Source organism: Mesorhizobium sp. IMUNJ 23232 (assembly GCF_044326205.1).
Classification (GTDB): domain Bacteria; phylum Pseudomonadota; class Alphaproteobacteria; order Rhizobiales; family Rhizobiaceae; genus Kumtagia.
The window spans coordinates 55,146-75,139 of the sequence record NZ_JBIRCY010000003.1; the positions used below are offsets into that span (position 1 = coordinate 55,146).

The 19,994-nt window shown below is 65.0% G+C and carries 18 protein-coding genes; 5 read left to right on the top strand and 13 right to left on the bottom strand.

Translation table 11 applies throughout. The annotated features are described in order from the left end of the window. Nucleotides 1–2 precede the first annotated feature (2 nt). Genes ACH196_RS03095 through ACH196_RS03105 form a run of 3 tightly spaced genes read left to right on the top strand, consistent with a single transcriptional unit; the run spans nucleotide 3 to nucleotide 2,790 of the window. Entirely contained in the window at nucleotides 3–866 is an 864-nt protein-coding gene (locus ACH196_RS03095; RefSeq protein ID WP_396644853.1) for an ABC transporter permease, read from the top strand. After that, complete coding sequence (locus ACH196_RS03100) at nucleotides 863–1,924, top strand: ABC transporter ATP-binding protein (RefSeq protein ID WP_396644854.1); 1,062 nt, start codon at nucleotides 863–865, stop codon at nucleotides 1,922–1,924. Before ACH196_RS03095 ends, ACH196_RS03100 begins: the two co-directional genes overlap by 4 nt. Then, nucleotides 1,921–2,790, top strand: a complete 870-nt coding sequence (locus ACH196_RS03105) for an ABC transporter ATP-binding protein (RefSeq protein ID WP_396644856.1) — start codon at nucleotides 1,921–1,923, stop codon at nucleotides 2,788–2,790. Before ACH196_RS03100 ends, ACH196_RS03105 begins: the two co-directional genes overlap by 4 nt. Nucleotides 2,791–2,891: 101 nt before the next feature. Here the strand turns inward: ACH196_RS03105 and ACH196_RS03110 are convergent, their stop codons facing one another. From ACH196_RS03110 to ACH196_RS03150, 9 genes are all read right to left on the bottom strand, one after another. After that, nucleotides 2,892–3,935, bottom strand: coding sequence for a glycerol-3-phosphate dehydrogenase (locus ACH196_RS03110; protein ID WP_396644858.1), 1,044 nt, complete (start codon nucleotides 3,933–3,935; stop codon nucleotides 2,892–2,894). Between the two features lie 300 nt (nucleotides 3,936–4,235). Beyond that, nucleotides 4,236–5,300 carry an ABC transporter ATP-binding protein gene (locus ACH196_RS03115; RefSeq protein WP_396644860.1) on the bottom strand — a complete coding sequence of 355 codons (1,065 nt, stop codon included), beginning with the start codon at nucleotides 5,298–5,300 and terminating at the stop codon, nucleotides 4,236–4,238. Between the two features lie 42 nt (nucleotides 5,301–5,342). Further along, on the bottom strand, nucleotides 5,343–6,068 hold the full coding sequence (locus tag ACH196_RS03120) for an SDR family oxidoreductase (RefSeq protein WP_396644861.1): 726 nt from the start codon (nucleotides 6,066–6,068) through the stop codon (nucleotides 5,343–5,345). Nucleotides 6,069–6,139: 71 nt separating this feature from the next. Further along, nucleotides 6,140–7,639 (bottom strand): ABC transporter substrate-binding protein, encoded by a 1,500-nt coding sequence (locus ACH196_RS03125; protein WP_396644862.1) that lies wholly within the window; start codon nucleotides 7,637–7,639, stop codon nucleotides 6,140–6,142. A gap of 81 nt (nucleotides 7,640–7,720) precedes the next feature. Next, on the bottom strand, nucleotides 7,721–8,602 hold the full coding sequence (locus ACH196_RS03130; RefSeq protein WP_396644863.1) for a carbohydrate ABC transporter permease: 882 nt from the start codon (nucleotides 8,600–8,602) through the stop codon (nucleotides 7,721–7,723). 1 nt (nucleotide 8,603) lies between these two features. After that, nucleotides 8,604–9,491: a carbohydrate ABC transporter permease gene (locus ACH196_RS03135; RefSeq protein WP_396644865.1), complete on the bottom strand. Its 888-nt coding sequence runs from the start codon at nucleotides 9,489–9,491 to the stop codon at nucleotides 8,604–8,606. Between the two features lie 100 nt (nucleotides 9,492–9,591). After that, nucleotides 9,592–11,130 (bottom strand): glycerol-3-phosphate dehydrogenase, encoded by a 1,539-nt coding sequence (gene glpD, locus ACH196_RS03140; RefSeq protein WP_396644866.1) that lies wholly within the window; start codon nucleotides 11,128–11,130, stop codon nucleotides 9,592–9,594. Beyond that, nucleotides 11,127–11,942 carry an HAD-IIB family hydrolase gene (locus tag ACH196_RS03145; RefSeq protein WP_396644868.1) on the bottom strand — a complete coding sequence of 272 codons (816 nt, stop codon included), beginning with the start codon at nucleotides 11,940–11,942 and terminating at the stop codon, nucleotides 11,127–11,129. The genes glpD and ACH196_RS03145 overlap by 4 nt, the downstream gene beginning before the upstream one ends. 3 nt (nucleotides 11,943–11,945) lie before the next feature. Next, nucleotides 11,946–13,301, bottom strand: a complete 1,356-nt coding sequence (locus ACH196_RS03150; RefSeq protein ID WP_396644869.1) for an iron-containing alcohol dehydrogenase — start codon at nucleotides 13,299–13,301, stop codon at nucleotides 11,946–11,948. A gap of 112 nt (nucleotides 13,302–13,413) precedes the next feature. Between ACH196_RS03150 and ACH196_RS03155 the strand changes: the two genes are divergently transcribed. Both ACH196_RS03155 and ACH196_RS03160 read left to right on the top strand, forming a co-directional pair. Then, a complete protein-coding gene (locus ACH196_RS03155; protein WP_396644870.1) occupies nucleotides 13,414–14,400 on the top strand; it encodes a sugar-binding transcriptional regulator in 987 nt (328 codons plus the stop codon). A gap of 95 nt (nucleotides 14,401–14,495) precedes the next feature. Then, a complete protein-coding gene (locus ACH196_RS03160) occupies nucleotides 14,496–15,989 on the top strand; it encodes an FGGY-family carbohydrate kinase (RefSeq protein ID WP_396644871.1) in 1,494 nt (497 codons plus the stop codon). A gap of 15 nt (nucleotides 15,990–16,004) precedes the next feature. On the opposite strand, the gene ACH196_RS03165 is transcribed toward ACH196_RS03160, so the two are convergent. The 4 genes from ACH196_RS03165 to ACH196_RS03180 form a co-directional block, all read right to left on the bottom strand. Next, a complete protein-coding gene (locus tag ACH196_RS03165) occupies nucleotides 16,005–17,051 on the bottom strand; it encodes an NAD(P)-dependent alcohol dehydrogenase (RefSeq protein WP_396644873.1) in 1,047 nt (348 codons plus the stop codon). A 140-nt stretch (nucleotides 17,052–17,191) separates the two neighbouring features. After that, nucleotides 17,192–18,310: a Gfo/Idh/MocA family protein gene (locus ACH196_RS03170; protein ID WP_396644874.1), complete on the bottom strand. Its 1,119-nt coding sequence runs from the start codon at nucleotides 18,308–18,310 to the stop codon at nucleotides 17,192–17,194. Continuing rightward, the gene (locus ACH196_RS03175) at nucleotides 18,310–19,254 is read right to left on the bottom strand and encodes a sugar phosphate isomerase/epimerase family protein (RefSeq protein WP_396644876.1); all 945 of its coding nucleotides are present in this window, start codon (nucleotides 19,252–19,254) and stop codon (nucleotides 18,310–18,312) included. The genes ACH196_RS03170 and ACH196_RS03175 overlap by 1 nt, the downstream gene beginning before the upstream one ends. A 54-nt stretch (nucleotides 19,255–19,308) precedes the next feature. Then, nucleotides 19,309–19,950, bottom strand: coding sequence for a ThuA domain-containing protein (locus tag ACH196_RS03180; RefSeq protein WP_396644877.1), 642 nt, complete (start codon nucleotides 19,948–19,950; stop codon nucleotides 19,309–19,311). Nucleotides 19,951–19,994 lie beyond the last annotated feature (44 nt).

The following is a 19,994-nucleotide window of genomic DNA, read 5'->3' on the forward strand; positions in this document are numbered from 1 at the left end:
CCATGCTGAGAACCGTCCGCGACCTCTTCCGCTACAATCTCGAATTCGCACTCGGCGCGATCCTGATCCTGATCGTCTTCGGCTTTGCCGCCGCCTCGTTCTTCTCGCCCTATCCGCCGCTCGACAGCTATGTGGTGCCGCCCGACGTGCCGCCCTCCTGGGCCTATCCGTTCGGCACCAATTCGCGCGGCCAGGACGTGTTCTGGCAATTGACCCTCGCCATCCGCAATTCGCTGCTCTTCGGCCTTTCGGTCGCGCTGATGAGCCGCGTGCTGTCGCTGCTGATCGGCCTGGTCGCCGGTTATGCCGGTGGCATCACCGACCGCGTGCTGATGACGATCAACGACACGTTTGTCGTCATCCCGCTATTTCCGATCCTGGTGCTGTTCTTCTTCATGATGCACGACAACATGTCGTGGCCGATGCTGGCGATTGCCATGGCGTCGCTCGGCTGGCCCTACGATGCGCGGCTCATCCGCTCGGTGGCGCTCAGCCTCAGGAACCGCGAGTTCACGTCGATGAGCGTCTTTTCGGGCATGAGCACCCGCCAGATACTGGTGGAGGAGCACCTGCCTTATGTTCTGCCCATCGTCTTCTCGACCACGCTCAACAACATGAACTGGTCGATCGGCCTGGAGGTGACACTTTCGGTGATCGGTTTCACCAATATCGAGACCCCGACGATCGGCACGATGATCTACTGGGCGAACCAGCATACGGCGATGGTCGCCGGCATCTGGTGGTGGATTTTTTTCCCCGTAGCCCTGGTCATCATGACCTTCCTCGGGCTCTATCTGCTATCGGTCTCGATGAACGAATACATCGACCCGCGTAGCCGGCTGATGCGCATGGGAGGCGGGGCATGAGCGGCGCACGCAACGGCGCCGGCGGGCAGTCGGACATCATGCTCGAGGTGAAAAATCTCCGCGCATACTACGTGATGAAGTATTTCGGCACAGAACGCGAGGTGCGCGCCGTCGACGACATCTCGCTGAAGGTCCGCAGCAACGAGATCTACGGGCTCGCCGGCGAATCGAGCTCCGGAAAAACCACCTTCATCAAGACCATCGCCGCAGCCATCCGACCGCCGCTCGAAGTAATCGGCGGCTCGATCCGCTACAGTTTCCTCGACCGGGACATCTACCGGCTCGACCGTGCCGCGCTGTCGGCGATCCGCTGGCGTCATCTTTCCTATATCCCGCAAGGGTCGATGAACGTGCTCAATCCGGTGCGGCGCGTGCGCGAATCCTTCAACGATTTCGCCTTCCCGCATATGAGCCTGCCGAGGCAGCGGTTTTCCGAAACCGTCGTGGCGCATCTGAAGCGCCTGCAACTCGCGCCGGGCGTGCTCGACGCCTACCCGCACGAGCTTTCGGGCGGCATGCGCCAGCGCGTCGCCATCGCGCTCGCCACCGTCTGCCGGCCGGATTTCATCATCGCCGACGAGCCGACGACGGCGCTCGACGTGGTCGTCCAGAAAAGCGTGCTGGAACTGATCCGCGAGGCGCAGCGCGAGATCGGCTCCTCGATGATCTTCGTCACCCACGACATGGCGGTCCACGCCAACATCGCCGATCGGCTCGGCATCATGTATGCCGGGCGACTGGTGGAGGAGGCGCCGACCGCCGAAATTTTCAGAAGCCCGAAGCACCCGTATTCGCAGCACCTGATCGCCAGCCTGCCGCGGATCGGCGACAATTCCGCCCGCCAGGCGCTGAGCGGCGCGCCGCCCAACATGGCCAACCCGCCGGGCGGCTGCCGGTTCCATCCGCGCTGCCCGCTCGCCATGGAGATTTGCAGCGAGCTGAACCCCGAGATGATCGCGACCAGCCAGAACCATCGCGTCGCCTGCCATGCGGTCAATCCCGTGGCCGGCGAGCAACGGGCATCCGGACCGGCGCAACGGATCGGGCTCGTCCAATGACGGGCGCATTGCTCAGCCTCGAAGGGGTCACGAAGGGCTATTCCACCGGCGGGCTGCTGGCGCGCACCGCGTTCAACGCCGTCGACGATGTGAGTTTTGCCCTCAATGCGTCGCAGCCGGAAATCTTCGCCATCATCGGCGAATCCGGCAGCGGCAAGACGACGCTCGCCCGCATGATCCTCAACACGGTCTTCGCCAGCGCCGGCACGATCCGTTTTCGCGACAAGCCGCTGGCGGCGGTGCGCGGCCGCAAGGCGCGGCTCGACTTCATGCGCCAAGTTCAGCCGATCTTCCAGAACCCGTACGAAGCCTTCAACCCGCTGAAGCGCGTCGACCGTTACCTCTACGCCACGGCTTTGCGCCTGGCGCGCGCCGGCAAGGGCGAGGTGGACGGCGTCTGCGACGAGGCGCTGCGAAAAGTCGGCCTGTCGCTGGCGGAAATCCGAGGGCGCTTCCCGCACGAGCTTTCCGGCGGCCAGTTGCAGCGCACCGCTATCGCCCGGGCGCTCATCCCGCGCCCGGCGCTGCTCGTCGCCGACGAGCCGGTCTCGATGGTCGATGCGTCGCTGCGCATGTCGATCGTTTACCTGTTCAAGACGCTGCGCGACGAGCTCGGCATGTCGATCGTCTACATCACCCACGACCTCGCCACCGCCTATTACATCAGCGACCGCATCATCATCATGCAGAAGGGCCGGGTGGTCGAGGCAGGCGATGCCCGCGCGGTGCTCGACAATCCGCAGCATCCGTATTCGAAACTTCTGAAAAGCGCGGTGCTTTCGGCTGACGGCGTGGGAGCCATGGAGCAGGTCACCGCAAGTGCCTCCAATCCGCGTGTCCTGCCCGCTGATATCCCGACGCTCTGAGTCACGACTCTGCCGTGGCGAAACCACGCGGGCAGCACTCATGCGAGTCGCTGTTAATTTTGACCGTCGGCGCCGCCGGTCAAGGCGAATGACCCCTGGTATCAGGACACGGTGAGGTCTTTGAAGCCGAACGCGAACGGCGTGTCGTGAAGCACGGCTTCCATGATTGCCAGCGCCAGCGGGAAGTTTTCGCGGTCAAGCGCATCGAGGCCGGGCGCCGGCTCCAGCCAGGCCGACAGCATGCGGGCGGTGTCGATCCCCTCGACCGTCTCGCCCTTGAGTTCCCCAGTCATCATGTCGGAGACCGTGCGACCGAACCCGAGGCCGTGGCCGAGTTTACTGTTGCGGCCGCCGCCGACGGTCACGTGCAGGTCGCCGATGCCGGCGAGGTCGAACGCCGTTTCCCGCCGCCCGCCAAAACGCTCACACAGCCGCGCCATTTCCAGCGCGGCTTGCGTGAAGGCGGCCGCAGTCGGGTTCTTCGACTGGCCGTCGGCGCGCGCTGCGTCGGGATAGCGTGTCTGCATGGCGGCGACGCCGATGGCATAGAAATTTTTCAGCGCCGCGCAGGCTTCCACGCCGGTGACGTCGTCGCTGGTCGACAGGCGGTAATAGCCGGTCGCCATCAGCTCCGCGAAGGCTTTTGCCGCCGTCTCGCCGTCCGCCGACGCATAGACGCAGGCTGTCGGGTTGCGGTTGGCGAGCTCGCGGGCGATGCAGGGGCCGCCAATGCCGATGAAGGGTTTCATCCCAAGCAGTTGCGACGGCAGGGATTCGGCCAGCGTCGACAGCGAGGCTCCTGCCCTGTCCAGCCCCTTGGTGACGAAAGCGACCGGCCGGCGACGGGTCATCAGTTGGTTGAGGCGACCGACCGCCCAGGGGATGCCTGGGCTGCTGACGCCGACCACGATGATATCGGCCGCCTCGACATGGGCGGCCGTCAGGTCCTTTTCCGCAAGCGGCGTGACGCGGGCCGGCAGCGGATGATCCAGTTTTGGATGCACCCCGCCGGGTTTTTTCATGCGCGCGACAGCCTCGCCGTCGAGCGGCGAGCCGACGAGCAGCACGTCGTGGCCGTTGTCGGCGCCCGGCACTGACAATGCACTTCCCATGACGCCGGCGCCGAGTATCAGGATCGTTGCCATTGGCGGCTCCTATGATTTCTCGTTAAACTACGGCCGCCTTCAGACGGGGGCGTCGCGCTCTACGCAACACCCCTCATCCGACCTCGCTTCGCTCGGCCACCTTCTCCCACAAGGGGAGAAGGGGGAGTTTCGCGTTTACCTCACCGCCAATCTCCTACGTTGGCGATTTGCAGAGGCGGAAATGCCGAGCTCCCCTTCTCCCCCTGTGGGAGAAGGTGGCCGCGCGAAGCGCGGTCGGATGAGGGGTGTTGGACGGAGTGCGACATGACAAACGCTCTTCACCAGTCCCAACGCCGGACCTCAGATGCGCGCCTCCGTCTCGGCGTCGAAGACATGAACCTTGGACGGTGGGATGGTGAAGCGGACCTCGCTGCCCTCCTCGAAACGCAGCGCCTTGTCGACGACTGCGACGAACCGGCCGTCGGGACCCTCGCAGAACAATTGTGCATCGTGGCCGAGGCGTTCGAGCAGCACGGCGCGCGCGGCGACTGGGCCGTCTGTCGCCACGACGACGTCGGTCGGGCGCAGGCCGAGCACGACGCGCTGGCCCGGCTTCACGGCGGAGTTGTCCTCCAGTTGAATGCGGCCGCTCGCGGTATCGACGGCGGGCGCCCCCGCCCCCGTCACCGCCGTGCCGGGCAAAAAGTTGATCGCCGAGGCGCCTATGAAATCAGCCACATATTTGCTGGCCGGCCGGTCGTAGACATCGTCGGGCGTGCCGATCTGCTCGATCTTGCCGGCGCGCATGACGACGATGACGTCGGCCATGGTCATCGCCTCGACCTGATCGTGGGTGACGTAGATGGTCGTGGTCTTCAGCCGGTTGTGGAGTTGCCTGATCTCGGTGCGCATATGCGCTCTCAGCTTGGCGTCCAGGTTCGATAGCGGCTCGTCGAACAGGAACACCGAGGGTTCGCGCACCATGGCGCGGCCCATCGCCACGCGCTGCCGCTGGCCGCCCGAAAGCTGTTTCGGATAGCGCTGCAGGTAGGGCGTGAGATTGAGAATTTCGGCAGCGCGCTCCACCCGCTGCTTGATCTCGGCCGGCGGCATCTTCGCCACTTCGAGGCTGAACGAGATGTTCTCGTAGACCTTCATGGTCGGATAGAGCGCGTAGTTCTGGAACACCATGGCGATGTCGCGGTCGCGCGGGTGCACGTCATTGACCCGCTTGCCGCCGATCAACAGGTCGCCCTCGCTGACGCTCTCCAGGCCGGCGGTCATGCGCAGCAGGGTGGTCTTGCCGCAGCCCGAGGGCCCTAGCAGCACGACGAACTGGCGGTCCTCGATTCGAAACGACACGTCGCGCAGGATGTTGACCGCGCCAAACGATTTGCCGATGCCCTTGTATTCCACTGTCGCCATGAAAAGCGCTCCACCCGTCGTCTGTCGCCGGCCAGTCGGCCGTCAATATTTCTGCCTGGTCGGCGTGATCACGATTTCCTGGACGATCGCCCGCTGCGGCAGTTCGTAGGCGTCGAGGATCAGTTTTGCCACGACATCGGCCGAGATGCCGCCGCCGATCGCCTGCTTGTTGGCCTTGTAGTTGGCGAGCGTGGTCTCGTCGCGCACCCCGTCCAGCACCTCGGTGTCGATGATGCCGGGTGACACCACGATGACGCGCACGTCATGCGGCGCCAGGTATTCGCGCAGGCTTTCCGAGATGGCATGGACGAAGAATTTCGTGCCGCAATAGACGGTATGGTCGGGATAGACCTTTCGGCCGGCGATGGAACTCATCATCACCAGCGTGCCCTGCCGGCGCGCCATCATGCCCGACATCACGGCATGCACGCTGTTCATGACGCCCTTGGTGTTGATGTCGATCATCTCGTCCCAGTCTTCCGGCGGCTGCCGGCCGATGTCGCCCAGCCGGGCGATGCCGGCATTGGCGAACATCATGTCGACTGGTCCGTGTTCGGCTTCCGCATCGGCCACGGCCCTGGCGAGCGCCACGCGGTCACGCACGTCGACCTGGCGGATGACAGCATTGGGCAGGCCGAGCGCGTTCAGGCGGTCCAACCTTCGCGCCATCAGCAAAACCGGATGGCCCGCTGCGGAGAAGGCGCGGGCTGCCGCCTCGCCTATGCCGGAGCTGGCGCCGGTGATCGCGACAAGGGGTTTCTCTGCCATTTCTTACCCTCCCGATGTCAATTTGCGGCCGGAGGCCGTGGCACGCTGGCCACGGCCTCCAGTCCTGGGAGCTATCCCTTCATCACCGCACCGACTTGCGTGGCGATGTCGTCCATGGCCTCCTTCGACGAGCCGTAGCCGCCGGCAAAATATTTGCCGAGCCCGACCGGGATCGTGTCGCTGGAGAGCTGCGCCCATTCGGGCAGGTCCGGCTCCGAGCCCATGTATTTGGCGATGGTCTCGCGCACCACCGGCAGGTGGCGCGTGGTGCCGGCGCCGACGCGGGCATTGGCCTTGACGCGCGGGTCGTCATAGACGCTGGCGCGGGTCGGACCGGTGCCGCCGCCGAGCACGGTGATCAGCGCCTGGGTGTCGGCGCAAGTCGCCCACTGCATGAAGATCCACGCCGCGTCCGGGGCCTTGGAGTATTTCGACACCGCCAGCGACGAGCCGCCCTGGTGGCCGACGCCGGGGATTTCGCCGTAGCCGGTGTCCTTGACGGTGCGCAGCGCGATCGGCTGCGGCGGGATGACCGCCTCGCACAGGCCCGACACCTTTGTCTGCGTCGGGTCGTCGAAATACGGGAAGAACTCGCCCCATGACAGCATCGAGGCTGCGACGCCCTGCGCCACCGCCTGGCCCTGGCCGTCCCAGGTCCAGCCGTCGACGCCCGGAGGCATGGTGGCCTTGAGCTTGGTGTAGTAGTCGAGCGCGGCGATGCCCTGCTCGTCATTGCCGGAGAAGGTGCCGTCGGTGCGGAAGATCGAGCCGCCATGGCCCCACAGCATAGAAGTCCATTCGCATTCCAGCGAATAGTGGCCCGACTTCATCTGGCCGGCGTAGCCGTAGAGGTTCGGACCCTTCTTGTCAGTGATGGCCTCGGAGTTGTTGTAGAGCTCCTCGAAGGTGGTCGGCGCCTTCAGCCCGAGTTCCTCATAGACGTCCTTGCGGTAGATCATGATGAAGATCGGGATGTCGTAGGGCACGCCGACCCAGTGGTCCTCGTATTTGGCGATGCCGTCCACCAGCGCCGGCAGGAAGTCGTCGATGTTGTAGTTCGGCATGGCAAGGTCCGGCTTGACCGAGATCTGCTCGCGCGGGTCGAACACGTCTTGGCTGAAACTCGCCGCCCAGCTCTGGTCGATGTAATAGAGGTCGTAGGTGCCGAGCGAGGAGGCGACGTCGAGCGTCAGCTTCTGCAGCACCTGCTCCAGCGGCAGCACCTCGATCTCGACCTTGATGCCGGTCGCTTCCTCGAAATACTTCTTGAGCTGCGAGTTGATCGCATTGGACGGCGGCGTCGATTCCGTCGCCAGCTTGAGCGTCGTGCCGGCGAACGGTTTGCCGACCTCCTTCAGCCAGGCGATCACCTCCGCCGAGGGCTGTACGGCTTCCTGCGCCTGCGCGCTGGAGACGCCGAGATACGGCCGCGGGCCGAGGCCCATGCCGAGCGCCCCGGCGCCGAGGCCAAGCTTGCCGGCGAGCCGCAGGAAGTCGCGGCGTCCCATCTCGCCACGGACGAGCTTGTCCGTGATCGAAGACAAATAGAGCTTTCTGTCCTTGTCTTTCATTCCTCTTCTCCTCCATTTTCCGGGCGGCGACCTCGCCTCCCGGGTTCATCAACTTCTACCGGCGGATGGACATCCGCCGGATCACTGCTTCAGCGATCCCATGGTGAGGCCGCGCACCAGATGGCGCTGCACCAGCATGATGACGATGAAGGCGGGTACGATCGCGGCCGCGCCAAGGGCTGCCATGTTGCCCCAGGCCGTGCCGATCGACGTCACGAAGGTCGACGACACCACCGGCACCGTCTTGATGCTGGTCTGGGTCAGCGTCAGCACGAACAGGAACTCGGTCCACGAGAAGATGAAGCACAGCACCGCGGTGGCGGCGATGCCGCCCTTGGCCATCGGCAGCACGATGCGCCTGAAGATCGTCCAGCGCGACGCGCCGTCGAGCAGCGCGCTCTCGTCGATCTCGGACGGGATGTCGTCGAAGAAGCTCTTCAGCAGCAGCACGGCGAGCGGCAGGTTCATCAGCCCGTGCACCACGATGATGCCGGTATAGGTGTCGAGCAGGTTGAACTGCTTGAAGATGAAGAACATCGGCACGGCCACCGCCACCGGCGGCATCATGCGTGTCGACAGCACCCAGTTGACGAACTGGTGGCGGCCGCGGAAATCCATGCGCGACAGCGCGTAGGCGGCAAGCGTCGCCACCACGATCGCCAGCACCGTCGACAGCGAGGCGATGACGATCGAATCCCACAGCCGCGGCGCCATGTAGAAATTGCCGCCACCGGGCGTCACCACGTCCTGGTCGCCGAAGCCAAAACCCAGCGAGATGCCGAACACCTGCTCGAAATTGCGCACCGTCGGCGGGAACTCGAAGAATTTCGGCGGCCAGGAGAAAATATCCTTGGCGTTGCGGAAGGCCACCGACGACCAGAAATAGATCGGGAAGAAGAACAGCCCGACCACCAGCCATCCGGCGATGGTGCGCAGCGTCCGCTGTCCGGCACTCATGTGCATGTCACCACCTCACCTTGAAGATTTTGATGAAGAGGTTGGCGAGCACCATGATGATGACCAGGCTCACCAGGCTGAGCGTGGCGCCGTAGCCCCATTTGATGAAGCTGAAGGTCTGCTGCCAAGCGTAGAGGCTGAGGCTGTAGGTGGCGGTGCCAGGCCCGCCCGAAGTCATGACGAAGACGTAATCGAAGACGCGGAACAGGTCGATGCCGCGCAGCAGCACCGCGACCGCGATCACCCGCGACATCATCGGCAGCGTCAGGCGGCGAAACATCTGGAACGACGAGGCGCCGTCGATCATCGCCGCCTCGTAGGGCTCGGCCGGCAGCGAGCGCAGGCCGGCAAGGAAGATCAGCACCATGAACGGCGTCCATTGCCAGATCTCCGCCAGCAGCACCCCAGCGAGCGCCGTCGACGAGGTGGCGAGGATCGGCGTCGTCTTGTCGAGCAGCCCGAGCGAATTGAGGATGTAGGTAAGCGCCCCGAACTGCGGGTCCTCCATCAAGAGGAACATCATGCCGGCGATGGCCGGAGGGATGACGAGGGTCAGCGACAGGATGGCGCGCAACGCGCCGAAACCCGGCAGTTCGTCGTCGAGCAGCAGCGCGATCGCCATGCCGAGCGCCAGCTCGATCACCAGCGCGATGGCGAAATAGGCGAAGGTGACGCCGAGCGAACTCCAGAACCGGGCGTCGTTCCACAGTTGCACCCAGTTGTTGAAGCCGACGAATTGCAGCGCCCGCTTGCGCGGCACGAATTCGTGAAAAGACAGCCAGATGTTGTAGATCAGCGGATAGATGGTGAAGACCACCAGCAGGCTGACCAGCGGCAGCAGCCAGGGCATCGGCGAATCCGAAATCGAGATGCGCTTGACCTGTGCGACGCTCATCCCATGCTCACTCCTCCACAGCCGCCCGGTCCGCTCCTTCGGGGTCCGTTCGGCATCCCATCTTTCTCCGCGCGGCTGCCCGCCCGGTTCACTCCACGTCTCAGCCCGCCTGCTTCAGCAACGATGCCACCATCTGCCTCCTGAAATCCTCCAGCCACGTGTCGAGCGCGGCGATCTGCTCAGCCGTCATATGCAGGCCCGATTTGGTACGCCGCCAGACGATGTCCTCTGCGCTTGCGACATATTCATGGGCGATCAGAAAACGCACCTCGGCCTCGCTGAGCGAGCCGCCGAAGTCGCAGCCGAGATCGGCCGCACTCTTCGCCTTGCCGAGGATGGCGCGTGCCTCGGTGCCGTAATGACGCACCAGCCGCCGCGCTGCGCGCTCGCCGAGAAACGGATAGTCCTGCCTCAGATGCCGGGTGAGCGTATCGGCCCCGTCCACCGGAAAATCGCCGCCGGGCAGCGGTTTCGTCGCCGTCCAGCCGGCGTGCGCAAGCCAGTCGGGAAATACCTCCGCCAGTCTCTCCAGAGCATCCTCGGCTAGGCAGCGGTAGGTGGTGATCTTGCCGCCGAACACCGACAGCAGCGGCGCTTCGTCGTTTCCGGCGTCGAGCGCCAGTACATAGTCGCGCGTCGTCTTCTGCGCGTTCGCCGCGCCGTCGTCGAACAGCGCACGCACGCCCGAATAGCTCCACACCACGTCGTCCGGCGCCAGCGCCTTGCGGAAATACGAGGAGGCCGCTTCGCAGAGATAGGCGATCTCTTCCCCGGAAGCCCGCACCGCGCCCGGCTCCCCGGCAAAGTCGCGGTCGGTGGTGCCGATGAGGGTAAAATCCTCTTCATAGGGAATGGCGAAGAAGATGCGGCCGTCCGGGTTCTGAAAAATGTAGCAGCGGTCGTGTTCGTAGAGCCGTTTGACCACGATATGCGAGCCCTGCACGAGCCGCAGCGCCCCAGGCGCCTTAACCTGCGCGACGGAGGACAGCACGCGTTCGGCCCACGGCCCGGCGGCGTTGACGACGGCGCGGGCCTGGATGGTGTAGGCCGGGCCGCCGTCGGCATCCTGCATCGTCAGCCGCCACAACCCGCTCTCGCGCCTGGCGGCGGTGCAGCGGGTGCGCGTGCGGATGTCGGCGCCCTTGGATTCGGCGTCGCGCGCATTGAGCACCACCAGCCGGTTGTCCTGCACCCAGCAGTCCGAATATTCGAAGCCGACCGACGAGACGTCGTGCAGCGGCGCGCCGAGCGGGTCGCTGGCGAGCCGCAGCGTGCGGGTGGCAGGCAGCAGCTTCCGCCCGCCGAGATGGTCGTAGATGAACAGGCCGAGCCTCAGCAGCCAGGCCGGCCGCAGCCCCTTGCGGTGCGGCAGCACGAAACGCAGCGGCCAGATGATGTGCGGCGCGATCGCCCACAGCCGCTCGCGTTCGGTCAGCGCATGGCGCACCAGCTTGAAGTCGTAATGCTCGAGATATCGCAGCCCGCCATGGATCAGCTTGGTCGAGGCCGACGACGTCGCCGAGCCGAGGTCGCCCTGCTCGCACAGGAACACGCTCAGTCCACGCCCGGCCGCATCGCGCGCAATGCCGCATCCGTTGATGCCGCCGCCGATGATGGCAAGGTCGTAGACGCCCGTCATGCGGCACCTGCCCGCGCGGCGCGCGCCGAAAGCAGCCGGTCGGCCACCTCGACGAAGCCGAAGCCGCCTTCGCGCCTAGTCACGTAGGCCGGCTCGGCCTCCATTTCGCCGCGGAATGTCAGCACGTTGGCCACACCGCAGGCATTGGGGAAGAATCCGAACATCGGCGCGTCGTTGGGGCTGTCGCCGACGAAGACGATGCGGTCACGATCCTGGTCGATGTCGATGCCCAAAATGTCGGCGGCGAAGCGCCGCGACATGGTGAGCTTGTCGTATTGCCCGAACCAGCCGTTGACATGGATGGAGGAGATCTTTGCGACGGCGCCCTCCTCCTCGAAAATCTCGCGGATGCGGACCACGTCGGCCTTGGCCAGCGCCGGCACGTCCTCGCAGAAATCGATGGCGAGATCCGCCTCGCGGTAGAGCTGGTCGGCCGACACCGCCGCGCCCGGCACCTCGCGCAGGATGCGTTCGCGCACCGCCTTCAGCCGCTCGCGGTCCTTCGCACGGGTCTCGGCGTCGATGGCAAAACTGCGGCGCATTTTTCGTGCCGCTGCGTCGTAGGAGAAATAGAAGGCGCCGTTCTCGCCGACCACGCCGGCGACCGGCCACATGCGGGCGATCATGTCGCACCAGCCGGCCGGGCGTCCGGTGATCGGCGCCACCGCGATGCCGGCTCCTGTCAGCGCCTCCAGCGCCTCGTAGGCGCAGGCCGGCAGCCGGCCTTCATGGGTCAGCGTGTCGTCGATATCGGCGAACAGCACCGTGACGCCGGCGGCCGTCTCGATCGGCATGTCGGCGACCGGGCGCATCGCTCAATGCTCCCCGGCCACAAAATCGTCGAGGATGCCGGCATCGGCGGCAAGGTCGAGGAACGAATAACGGTTGCGCATCTCGCGGCAGTGCAGCACCGCCTCGCGGTAGAAATCGACGGGCAGGCCGAGGTCGGCGGCGGTCATCGGCCCTTCGGCGGCGGCCAGCAGCCGGCCCATCTCGTCGACGGGAATGACGAAGGCCGACAGCTCACGCCTGAGATCAGGCCAAAGCGCTTCAAGCTTCGCGTTGATTTCGGCCACGCCCTTCTCGTCGAAAATCTTCGGCTGGATTTCAGCCCAGCATTGTTCGGCCACCCCGGCGCCCATGCGGTGGACCATGCCATCGCGGTCGATTTTTGTCGGCCTGATCACTGGCGGTTTGTCGCTGGAAAGCATGAGGCGCTGCAGCCTACCCATGGTGAGCACGCCGACGCCGACCTGCTGGCCGTGCAGCGTGCCGGGATGGCGGTCGCCCGCAAAACAGTCGATGTAGTGGGAAATCTGGTGCTCGCCCATTGAGCCGTGATGCGACATGCCGGTCATCGACACGCCGAGCCCGCACAGGGTCAGCACACGGTAGAGGTAGCCATGTGCGGCGATGTCGCCCTTGGGCAGCAGGCCGGCGCGGGCGTTCAGCGCCTTCTCGTCCTCGTCCTGGAGCGCGTATGGCGCGGTGGCGTAGAGTGAGCCGAGCAGCCGGTGCGACAGCCACCAGTCCACCTGCGCGACCGAGCGCACCAGGCAGTCGGCGAAGCCGGCGGCGGCAAGATGTTTCGGCGCGGCGGCCGACACGCCGAGATCGACGAAGAAGCCCGCCGGCGCCTGCGACGGCAGCGACACTTTCAGCCCGCTCTCCAGCGTGATCGAGGCGGTTGTCGAGGTGTAGCCGTTCATCGAGCCGGCGGTGCCGAACACGCAGTAGCGGCGGCCATGCTTGGCGGTGACGAATTTGCACAGGTCGTTGATGGTGCCAGAGCCGACGGCGACGACTGCCTCGCTCCGCGCCAGTTTTTCGCTGAGCAAGTCGATATCGGCCACGGCGGCGTGCGGGTGATCAAGGATGATGGTATCGACCGGGCCGAGCTTCGTCAGCGCCTTGGCAACGCGCGCGCCCATCGCGTCGAACGTGTCGGCGTCGGCGACGACGGTGAATTTTTCGCCGAGATCGAGCGCGGCCACCAGATCGGCTTCGGCGCCGTCCAGGCTCTCTTCGATGACGATGCTGTCATAAGGGACGGACGTCGCCTTGCCGGTGTCCGGGCTGACCCAGCGGCCGGCGAGCACGTCGTCGATCAGCGCCGTCCAGCCGCCGATCGGAGCATCGCTCTCCGCGCTTTTTTTCCTTGCCGTTTCCATGCCTGCAATCAGTCTTTTCTCGTCTTGCGGACAAATGACAGCAGGCAATGACAGTTGTCAAGACACAAGACAGAGGTCGTTGACAAATGTTATCGGGATGATCAGATAGGCCATGGCAAACGGCGGGACGGCAGCAAAAACCAGCGGGAATTCCGAGGCGAGATTGCCGACGGAATTCGACGATGCGGTGATGTGGGCGACGTGGCTCTATTATGCCGACCAGATGACGCAGAGCGAGATCGCCAAAAAACTCAACGTGTCGCGCGCCACCATCGTGAACCTTCTCCAGGAGGCCCGCGAACGCGAGATCGTCTCCATCCGGATCAGCCCGCAGGCCTTCGGCCGCACCGCTGTCGCCCGCGCCCTCATGGACAAATTCGGTCTGGACGGCGTCTTCGTCATCCCGAGCGGCGATGAGCAGAACCTCGTCGACCGGCTGGGCGATGCGGGCGCGCGCGTGCTGGCCGAACAGATCGAGGATGGCGACACGGTCGGCGTGGCCTGGGGCCGCACGGTGCTGGCGGTGGCCAACCAGATTTCGCTGCCGAAACCGGCGCGCAATGTGACGGTGGTCCAGGTCGCGGGAAGCTCGACCGGGGAGCCGGAATTCTCAGCGGAATTATGCACGTCGCTGCTGTCGAACCGCATTCAGGCGCGCTGCGTCAACCTTCTGGCGCCGGCGGTGCTGTCGACGCGCGAGTTGAAGGCGATGCTGCTCGCCGAGCCGGTGCTGGTGAAGCAGTTCGAGCTCATCCATTCCACCGACCGCATCCTGTTTGGCGTCGGCGATATCGGTGCGCGCAGCACGGTGCGCGTCTCCGGCATCGCCTCGAAGGCCGAGATCGACACCTATGTCGAGCAGGGAGCCGTCGCGGTCATCATCGGCCGCTTCATCGACACGCATGGCATGCCGATCGGCGGCGACCATGACGACCGCATGGTCGGCATCACGCTGGACGAACTGAAGCAGGTGAAAAGCCGCATCTGCGTGGCTGGCGGCCCGACCAAGACCGCCGCCATCACCGCGACGCTGGAGGCCGGCTACGCCACCCATTTCGTGACGGACATGGCGACGGGAGAAGCTTTGCTGTCCGGCTGAGGAGACGGACCGCGTCATTCGGGAGAGGCGCCGTCGACCGGGAATTGCCCGCCGCGACGGCGCGCGAGGAACGAAGCCGCGAGGAGGAGAACTGCATGCAGCCGCACGAAAATTATGTCGTGGGCATCGATTCATCGACCCAGTCGGTCAAGGCGATCGCCTGGACAGCGGACGGAACGCCGCGCGCCGAAGGCCGCGCGCCGCACGCGATCAGCACGCCCCAACCGCATCTTGCCGAGCAGAATGCCGAGGACTGGTGGACCGCCGCGATCACCGCGCTGACTGCCGTCACCCGGCAGGTCGATCCCCATCGCATCGACGGCATCGCCATCTCCAACCAGCGCGAGACCATGGTGCTTCTCGATGCCGACCGCAAACCGCTCGCCCCCGCGACGCTGTGGCTCGACAGCCGCGCCCGCGCCATGACCAGGGTGCTTTCGGCGGAGATCGGCGGCGAGCGGCTGCACCAAATCTCCGGCAAGCCGGTGGACGTCATCCCCTGCCTCTACCGGCTGCGCCACTTCAGAGAGCACCAGCCGGAACTGCTTGACCGCGCCGCGCAAATCCTGAGCGTGCACGACTTCCTGGTGCAGAAGCTGACGGGCGAAGCGGCGGCAAGCTGGACCAGCGCCGACCCCTTCGGCATCTTCGACATCCACAGCAAGTTATGGTCCAGCGAGATACTCGACCATCTCGACATTCCGCTATCGAAGCTCCCGCCCTTGCACCGGCCAGGTGTTCAGATCGGCCAAGTTACGCCGGCGGCTGCAGCGGCGACCGGGCTGCGGGTCGGAACGCCGGTGTTTGCCGGTGGCGGCGACGGACATAGCGCCGGTCTTGCCGTGGGGGCCACCAGTCCGGGCGTCGCCTATCTCAATCTCGGCACCGCCGTGGTGGGAGGCCTGTGGTCGGCCACGCCGGAGCTCAGCCGCTACTGGCGCACGCTGGTCTCGCCCACCGGCGACGGCTACCTGCTCGAAAGCTGCCAGCGCGCCGGCGCCTATTTCGTCAACTGGATGCTGGACAATTTTGCCGGCGGCCACGAGGACGCGAAAATATTCGAGCGGCTGGAGGCGCAGGCGCAAAAACTGCCCGTCGGCTCCGGCGGGGTCATGGTCTGCTCCTATTTGATGGGCTGCATGGACCCGCACTGGGACGAGAATGCGCGAGCCACCTTCACCGGCATGGGGCCGGAGGCGGGCATGGGCCATCTCTATCGCGCCTCGCTGGAGGCGATCACGCTGGAATTCGCCCGCGCGCTCGAGCAGATGCGCCGCCAGGATGCGAAGGTCGACCGTGTGCTGGTCATCGGCGGCGGCGCGGGCAGCCCGCTGTGGCTGCACATGGTCGCCGACTCCACCGGGCTTCCGGTCATCCGCAGCCTGTCGAACGAGGCCTCGGCGCTGGGCGCCGGCATGTGCGCGGCGATCGGCGCCGGCTGGCACGCCGACTTCGCCGCCGCTACCCGCGAAATGACAAGGGTTGCCGAGCAGATAGACCCCTCGCCTGCGGCATTTGCCGACTGGCAGGCGCTGTCGGCGAGGCAGGCGAAGGTTTATGAGGGCATGAGGCTAGCAGGCTCCGCCTGATCCTTCGGCACCGAGCTATTCCGCCAACCTGATCTGCAGTTTCACGTCGGCCGGCCGCGCTTCGACCGCGCGGTCGAACGCCACGACCGACTCCTCGAACGGGAAGGTGGCCGAGATCAGCGGCTTCAGATCCACGCGGCCCGAACCCATCAGCGCGATGGCGCGGTCGTACTGGTGGGCATAGCGGAACACCGTCTCGATGCGGATTTCCCGGGTCGAGGCGGTCGAGACGTCGAACGGGATCGGCGCCACCGGAAGCCCGACCGCCACCACGACGCCGCCCGGCCGCGGCAGGTCGAGCAGGGTCTCCCAGGCTTTTAGCGACCCGGAGCATTCGAAGACGATGTCGGCGCCCCATCCGTCGGTCAGGCGCTTCACCTCCTCGCCAAGATTCTTCTCGCGGATGTTGATGGGGATGACGCCTTGATAACCGGCGGCGATGTCGAGTTTGGGCTGGGCGAGGTCGGCGACGACGGCGCGGGCGCAGCCGCCGGCAAGTGCTGCGATGGCGACCATGGTGCCGATCGGCCCCGCGCCCAGCACGACGGCGGTGTCGCCCGGCGCGATCTTCGCCTTGGTGGCTGCTTGCATGCCAACAGCGAAGGGCTCCACCATCGCGCCCTCCGCAAAACTGACATTGTCCGGCAGCTTGAATGTATAGTTGGCCGGATGCACGACATAGGGCGTCAGCACGCCGTGGATCGGCGGCGTCGCCCAGAACGTCACGGCGGGATCGATGTTGTAAAGGCCGAGCCGGCTCGCGCGCGAGTTCGGGTCGGGAATGCCGGGCTCCATGCACACGCGGTCGCCGACCTTCAGATGCGTAACGCCTTCGCCAACCGCGACGACGGTTCCGGCGGCCTCGTGGCCGAGCACCATGGGGGCGTTGACGACGAACGGCCCGATGCGGCCATGCGTGTAATAATGCACGTCGGAGCCACACACCCCGACCGTATGAATCTTGATCTTGACCTCGCCGGGGCCGGCCTCCTGCGGCAGATCTATGTCGCGCATCGAAAGCTCGTGCTGGCGTTCGAGGACGAGCGCGCGGACTTTTGCCATTGTTCCGATCCTTTTCAAATCAAGACGCAGCAAGCGTTCTGTTCGTCGTCTTCGCGATTAAATGCAAGCACTTCGTTGGCGGCGATGAGCGGCAGCATGGGTCGGCCCCGCCGCCTGTCCCGGGTGGACATCGATCCCGGTCAGGCGAAGCTGCCTTCCCTAGCCTGGCACGAGATCGGCTCGGGGCGCGCGCATGTGCTGGCGATCGCCACCGCCTTGCGCGACTGCGACGAACGCTCGAAAGCGGTCATGACTTCGAGCGCATGGAAGGCGAGTTCGGCGGAGACACGGTGCGGCCTGCCGGCGGCGAGCGAATCCACCATCTCGGCCGCACCAAGGCCGCGCAGGCCGGCATAACCCGGCACGCCCTGCGTGTAGGGGTGATCGACGGACACCTCCTGCCAATCCGTGTCGCCGGCCCGGAAAATCTCGACTTTTCCTGTGAAATTGTTGGGGTCCGGCGTCACCATCGAGCCTTCCGAGCCATAGATCTCGATCTGGTTGTGCCGGTGCTTGACCACATCGAAGCTGGTGGCGATCGTGACCGTCGCACCGCTCTCGAACTCCATCACGCCGGTCAGATGCGTTGGAACCTCGACCTTGATGATCTCGCCGCGACGCGGCTCTGATTTCACCGTCCGCTCCAAACGCGTGATCTTGGCCGTGCCGAACACCTCGCGCACCGGCCCGAGCAGTGTGATCAGGTTGGTGACATAATAGGGTCCGACATCCAGCATCGGCCCACCGCCACGATGGTAGAAGAAAGCCGGATTGGGGTGCCAGTGCTCGTGGCCGGGCAGGAGCAGCATAGCCGCCGCCGAAACTGGTTTTCCAATGGCCCCCTCGTCGAGAAGCCGGCGCGTCAACTGGTGGCCGCCGCCGAGAAAAGTATCCGGCGCGCAGCCGAGCCTGAGATTGCCGGCCTTGGCAAGGGCCATCAGGTCCTCGGCCTCCTCCATCGAGACGCCGAGCGGCTTTTCCGAATAGACGTGTTTTCCCGCCTGCAAGGCCGCCTTGCTGATCGGATGGTGCGCGACGGGCGTCGTCAGGTTGATGACCAGCCCGATCTCGGGGTCGTCGAGCATTTTGCTCAACGACACGGCTTGCAGCCCGAATTTCTCGGCAAGCTTGCCGGCCGCTTCCTCGCTCATGTCGTGGATCGACTTCACCTCGAAGCCGAAGATTTTCTGCAGCGTGGCGACATAGGTGGCGCTGATGTTGCCCGCACCGACGATGCCGACCTTCATGGAAGTGCTCATCACAAAATCCTGTTCTGCTGGATGGAAATGCCGAGTTCGGCGGCGCGCTCGCCGAGATAGGCCATGCCCAGCCGCATCTCGCCGTCGAATTCGGGTGTGGCCTCGCGAAAATGCGTCCAGTGCGAAGCGCCTGGCGCGTCTTCGAGTTCGAGCGTGATCGGGCCGGCATAGCCGATGGTATCGAGAGCGGCGAAGATCGCCTTCCAGTCGATCTTGCCCCTACCCGGCCGCCAATGGGCGTTGGTGTGGCCTTCATTGTCGGAGAAATGCGTGTTGTAAATGCGCTCTCCCAGCGCCAGCACGACATAGTGCGGCATGTCGCCGGCAGGGAAAATGTGGCTCGGGTCAAAATTGAAGCCGAGATTTTGCGCGCCCGTTCGCTCGATCAGCCTCAGCATGCCCTGCCCCGAACTCACCCAGCGATAGGGATGCGGTTCGATGGCGACGCGGATGCCCGCGCCAGCAGCGATCTCGCAGGCGCCTGCAAAAGCGCCGACCACGACTTCATACTCCGCCGCCCAGTCCCATTGCGGCTCGACCCGCGCCGTCCATTCCTGCGAGGTCGGCCGCTGCAGGATCGGCCTGATGTCGGAACAGAACGGATAGGGCGTCATGGACGTGACGATCGGCGAGCCGAGTTCCGCGACGACTTCGATGCCGCGTTTGAACAGTTCGAGATCGGCACGCGAGGTCGCGGCATCGGCGTCGCGGCTGAACGGCACGTTGCAGAAGACGTTGGTGAGCTTGAGCCCCTCGCTGTCAGCCAGGCTCTTCAATTCCCGGATTTTCTCCGGCGTGTAATAGGCGAGCGTATCGGCCGACCATATCGGCAGCTCGAAACCCTTGCAGCCGGTCCGTGCGAGCCGGCGCAGTGCGTCCTCGTAGGGCGGATTCCAGTCGAAGGTCCAGATCGTGGACCCGAAGAACAATGGACCGACGGCCAATTCGCCCTCCCGTGCGATGTTCTGAAGTCAATGTCCGGATCGCGGCATCCGCGCTCAACGCGCCGCCCAGTTCATCCCCCGCCGCAGGATGGTGCGCATTTCGGGAACCGCAAATTCCGAGGCCTGATGGCCAAGCGACGAGTAAAACACCCTGCCCTTCCCGTATTTCCGCCTCCAGACGACGGGCATGACCACTCCGTCGATCCACCAGGCGTGGTCGCCGGAAAAGGTCGTCGTCGCCAGCACCTCGTTGGAAGGATCGGCGTGCAGATAATATTGCTCGGAGCGGTAGGCGAAGCTGGAAATGCCGTCCATCACCGGGTCGTCCGGCCTTATCACATCGACGCGATAGTCGATGATGTCGCCGGGATGCGCCACCCACTGTCCGCCGACCATGAAGTGGTATTGCACGCAATCGCGGAAGGAATCGGCCATGCCACCATGATGGCCAGCGAGCCCGACGCCGCTTTCGACGGCTGCGGCGAGATTGATTGCCTCCTGTTTCTCGATCTTCGACATGGTGATGATCGGGACGATGAGGCTGAATTCGTGAAGAGAAGGATCGGCGAATACCGCAGTCGTGTTCGCCACATTCACGGAGAAGCCATCCTCGGTGAGCCAGCCCTCGATAATGTGGGCACACTTTTCGGGATCGTGACCTTCCCATCCGCCCCAGACGATCAGTGCCTTGCGCATGTCAAACTCCTCCTTGGGGCGTCATTCCCACCACGATCGAGGCC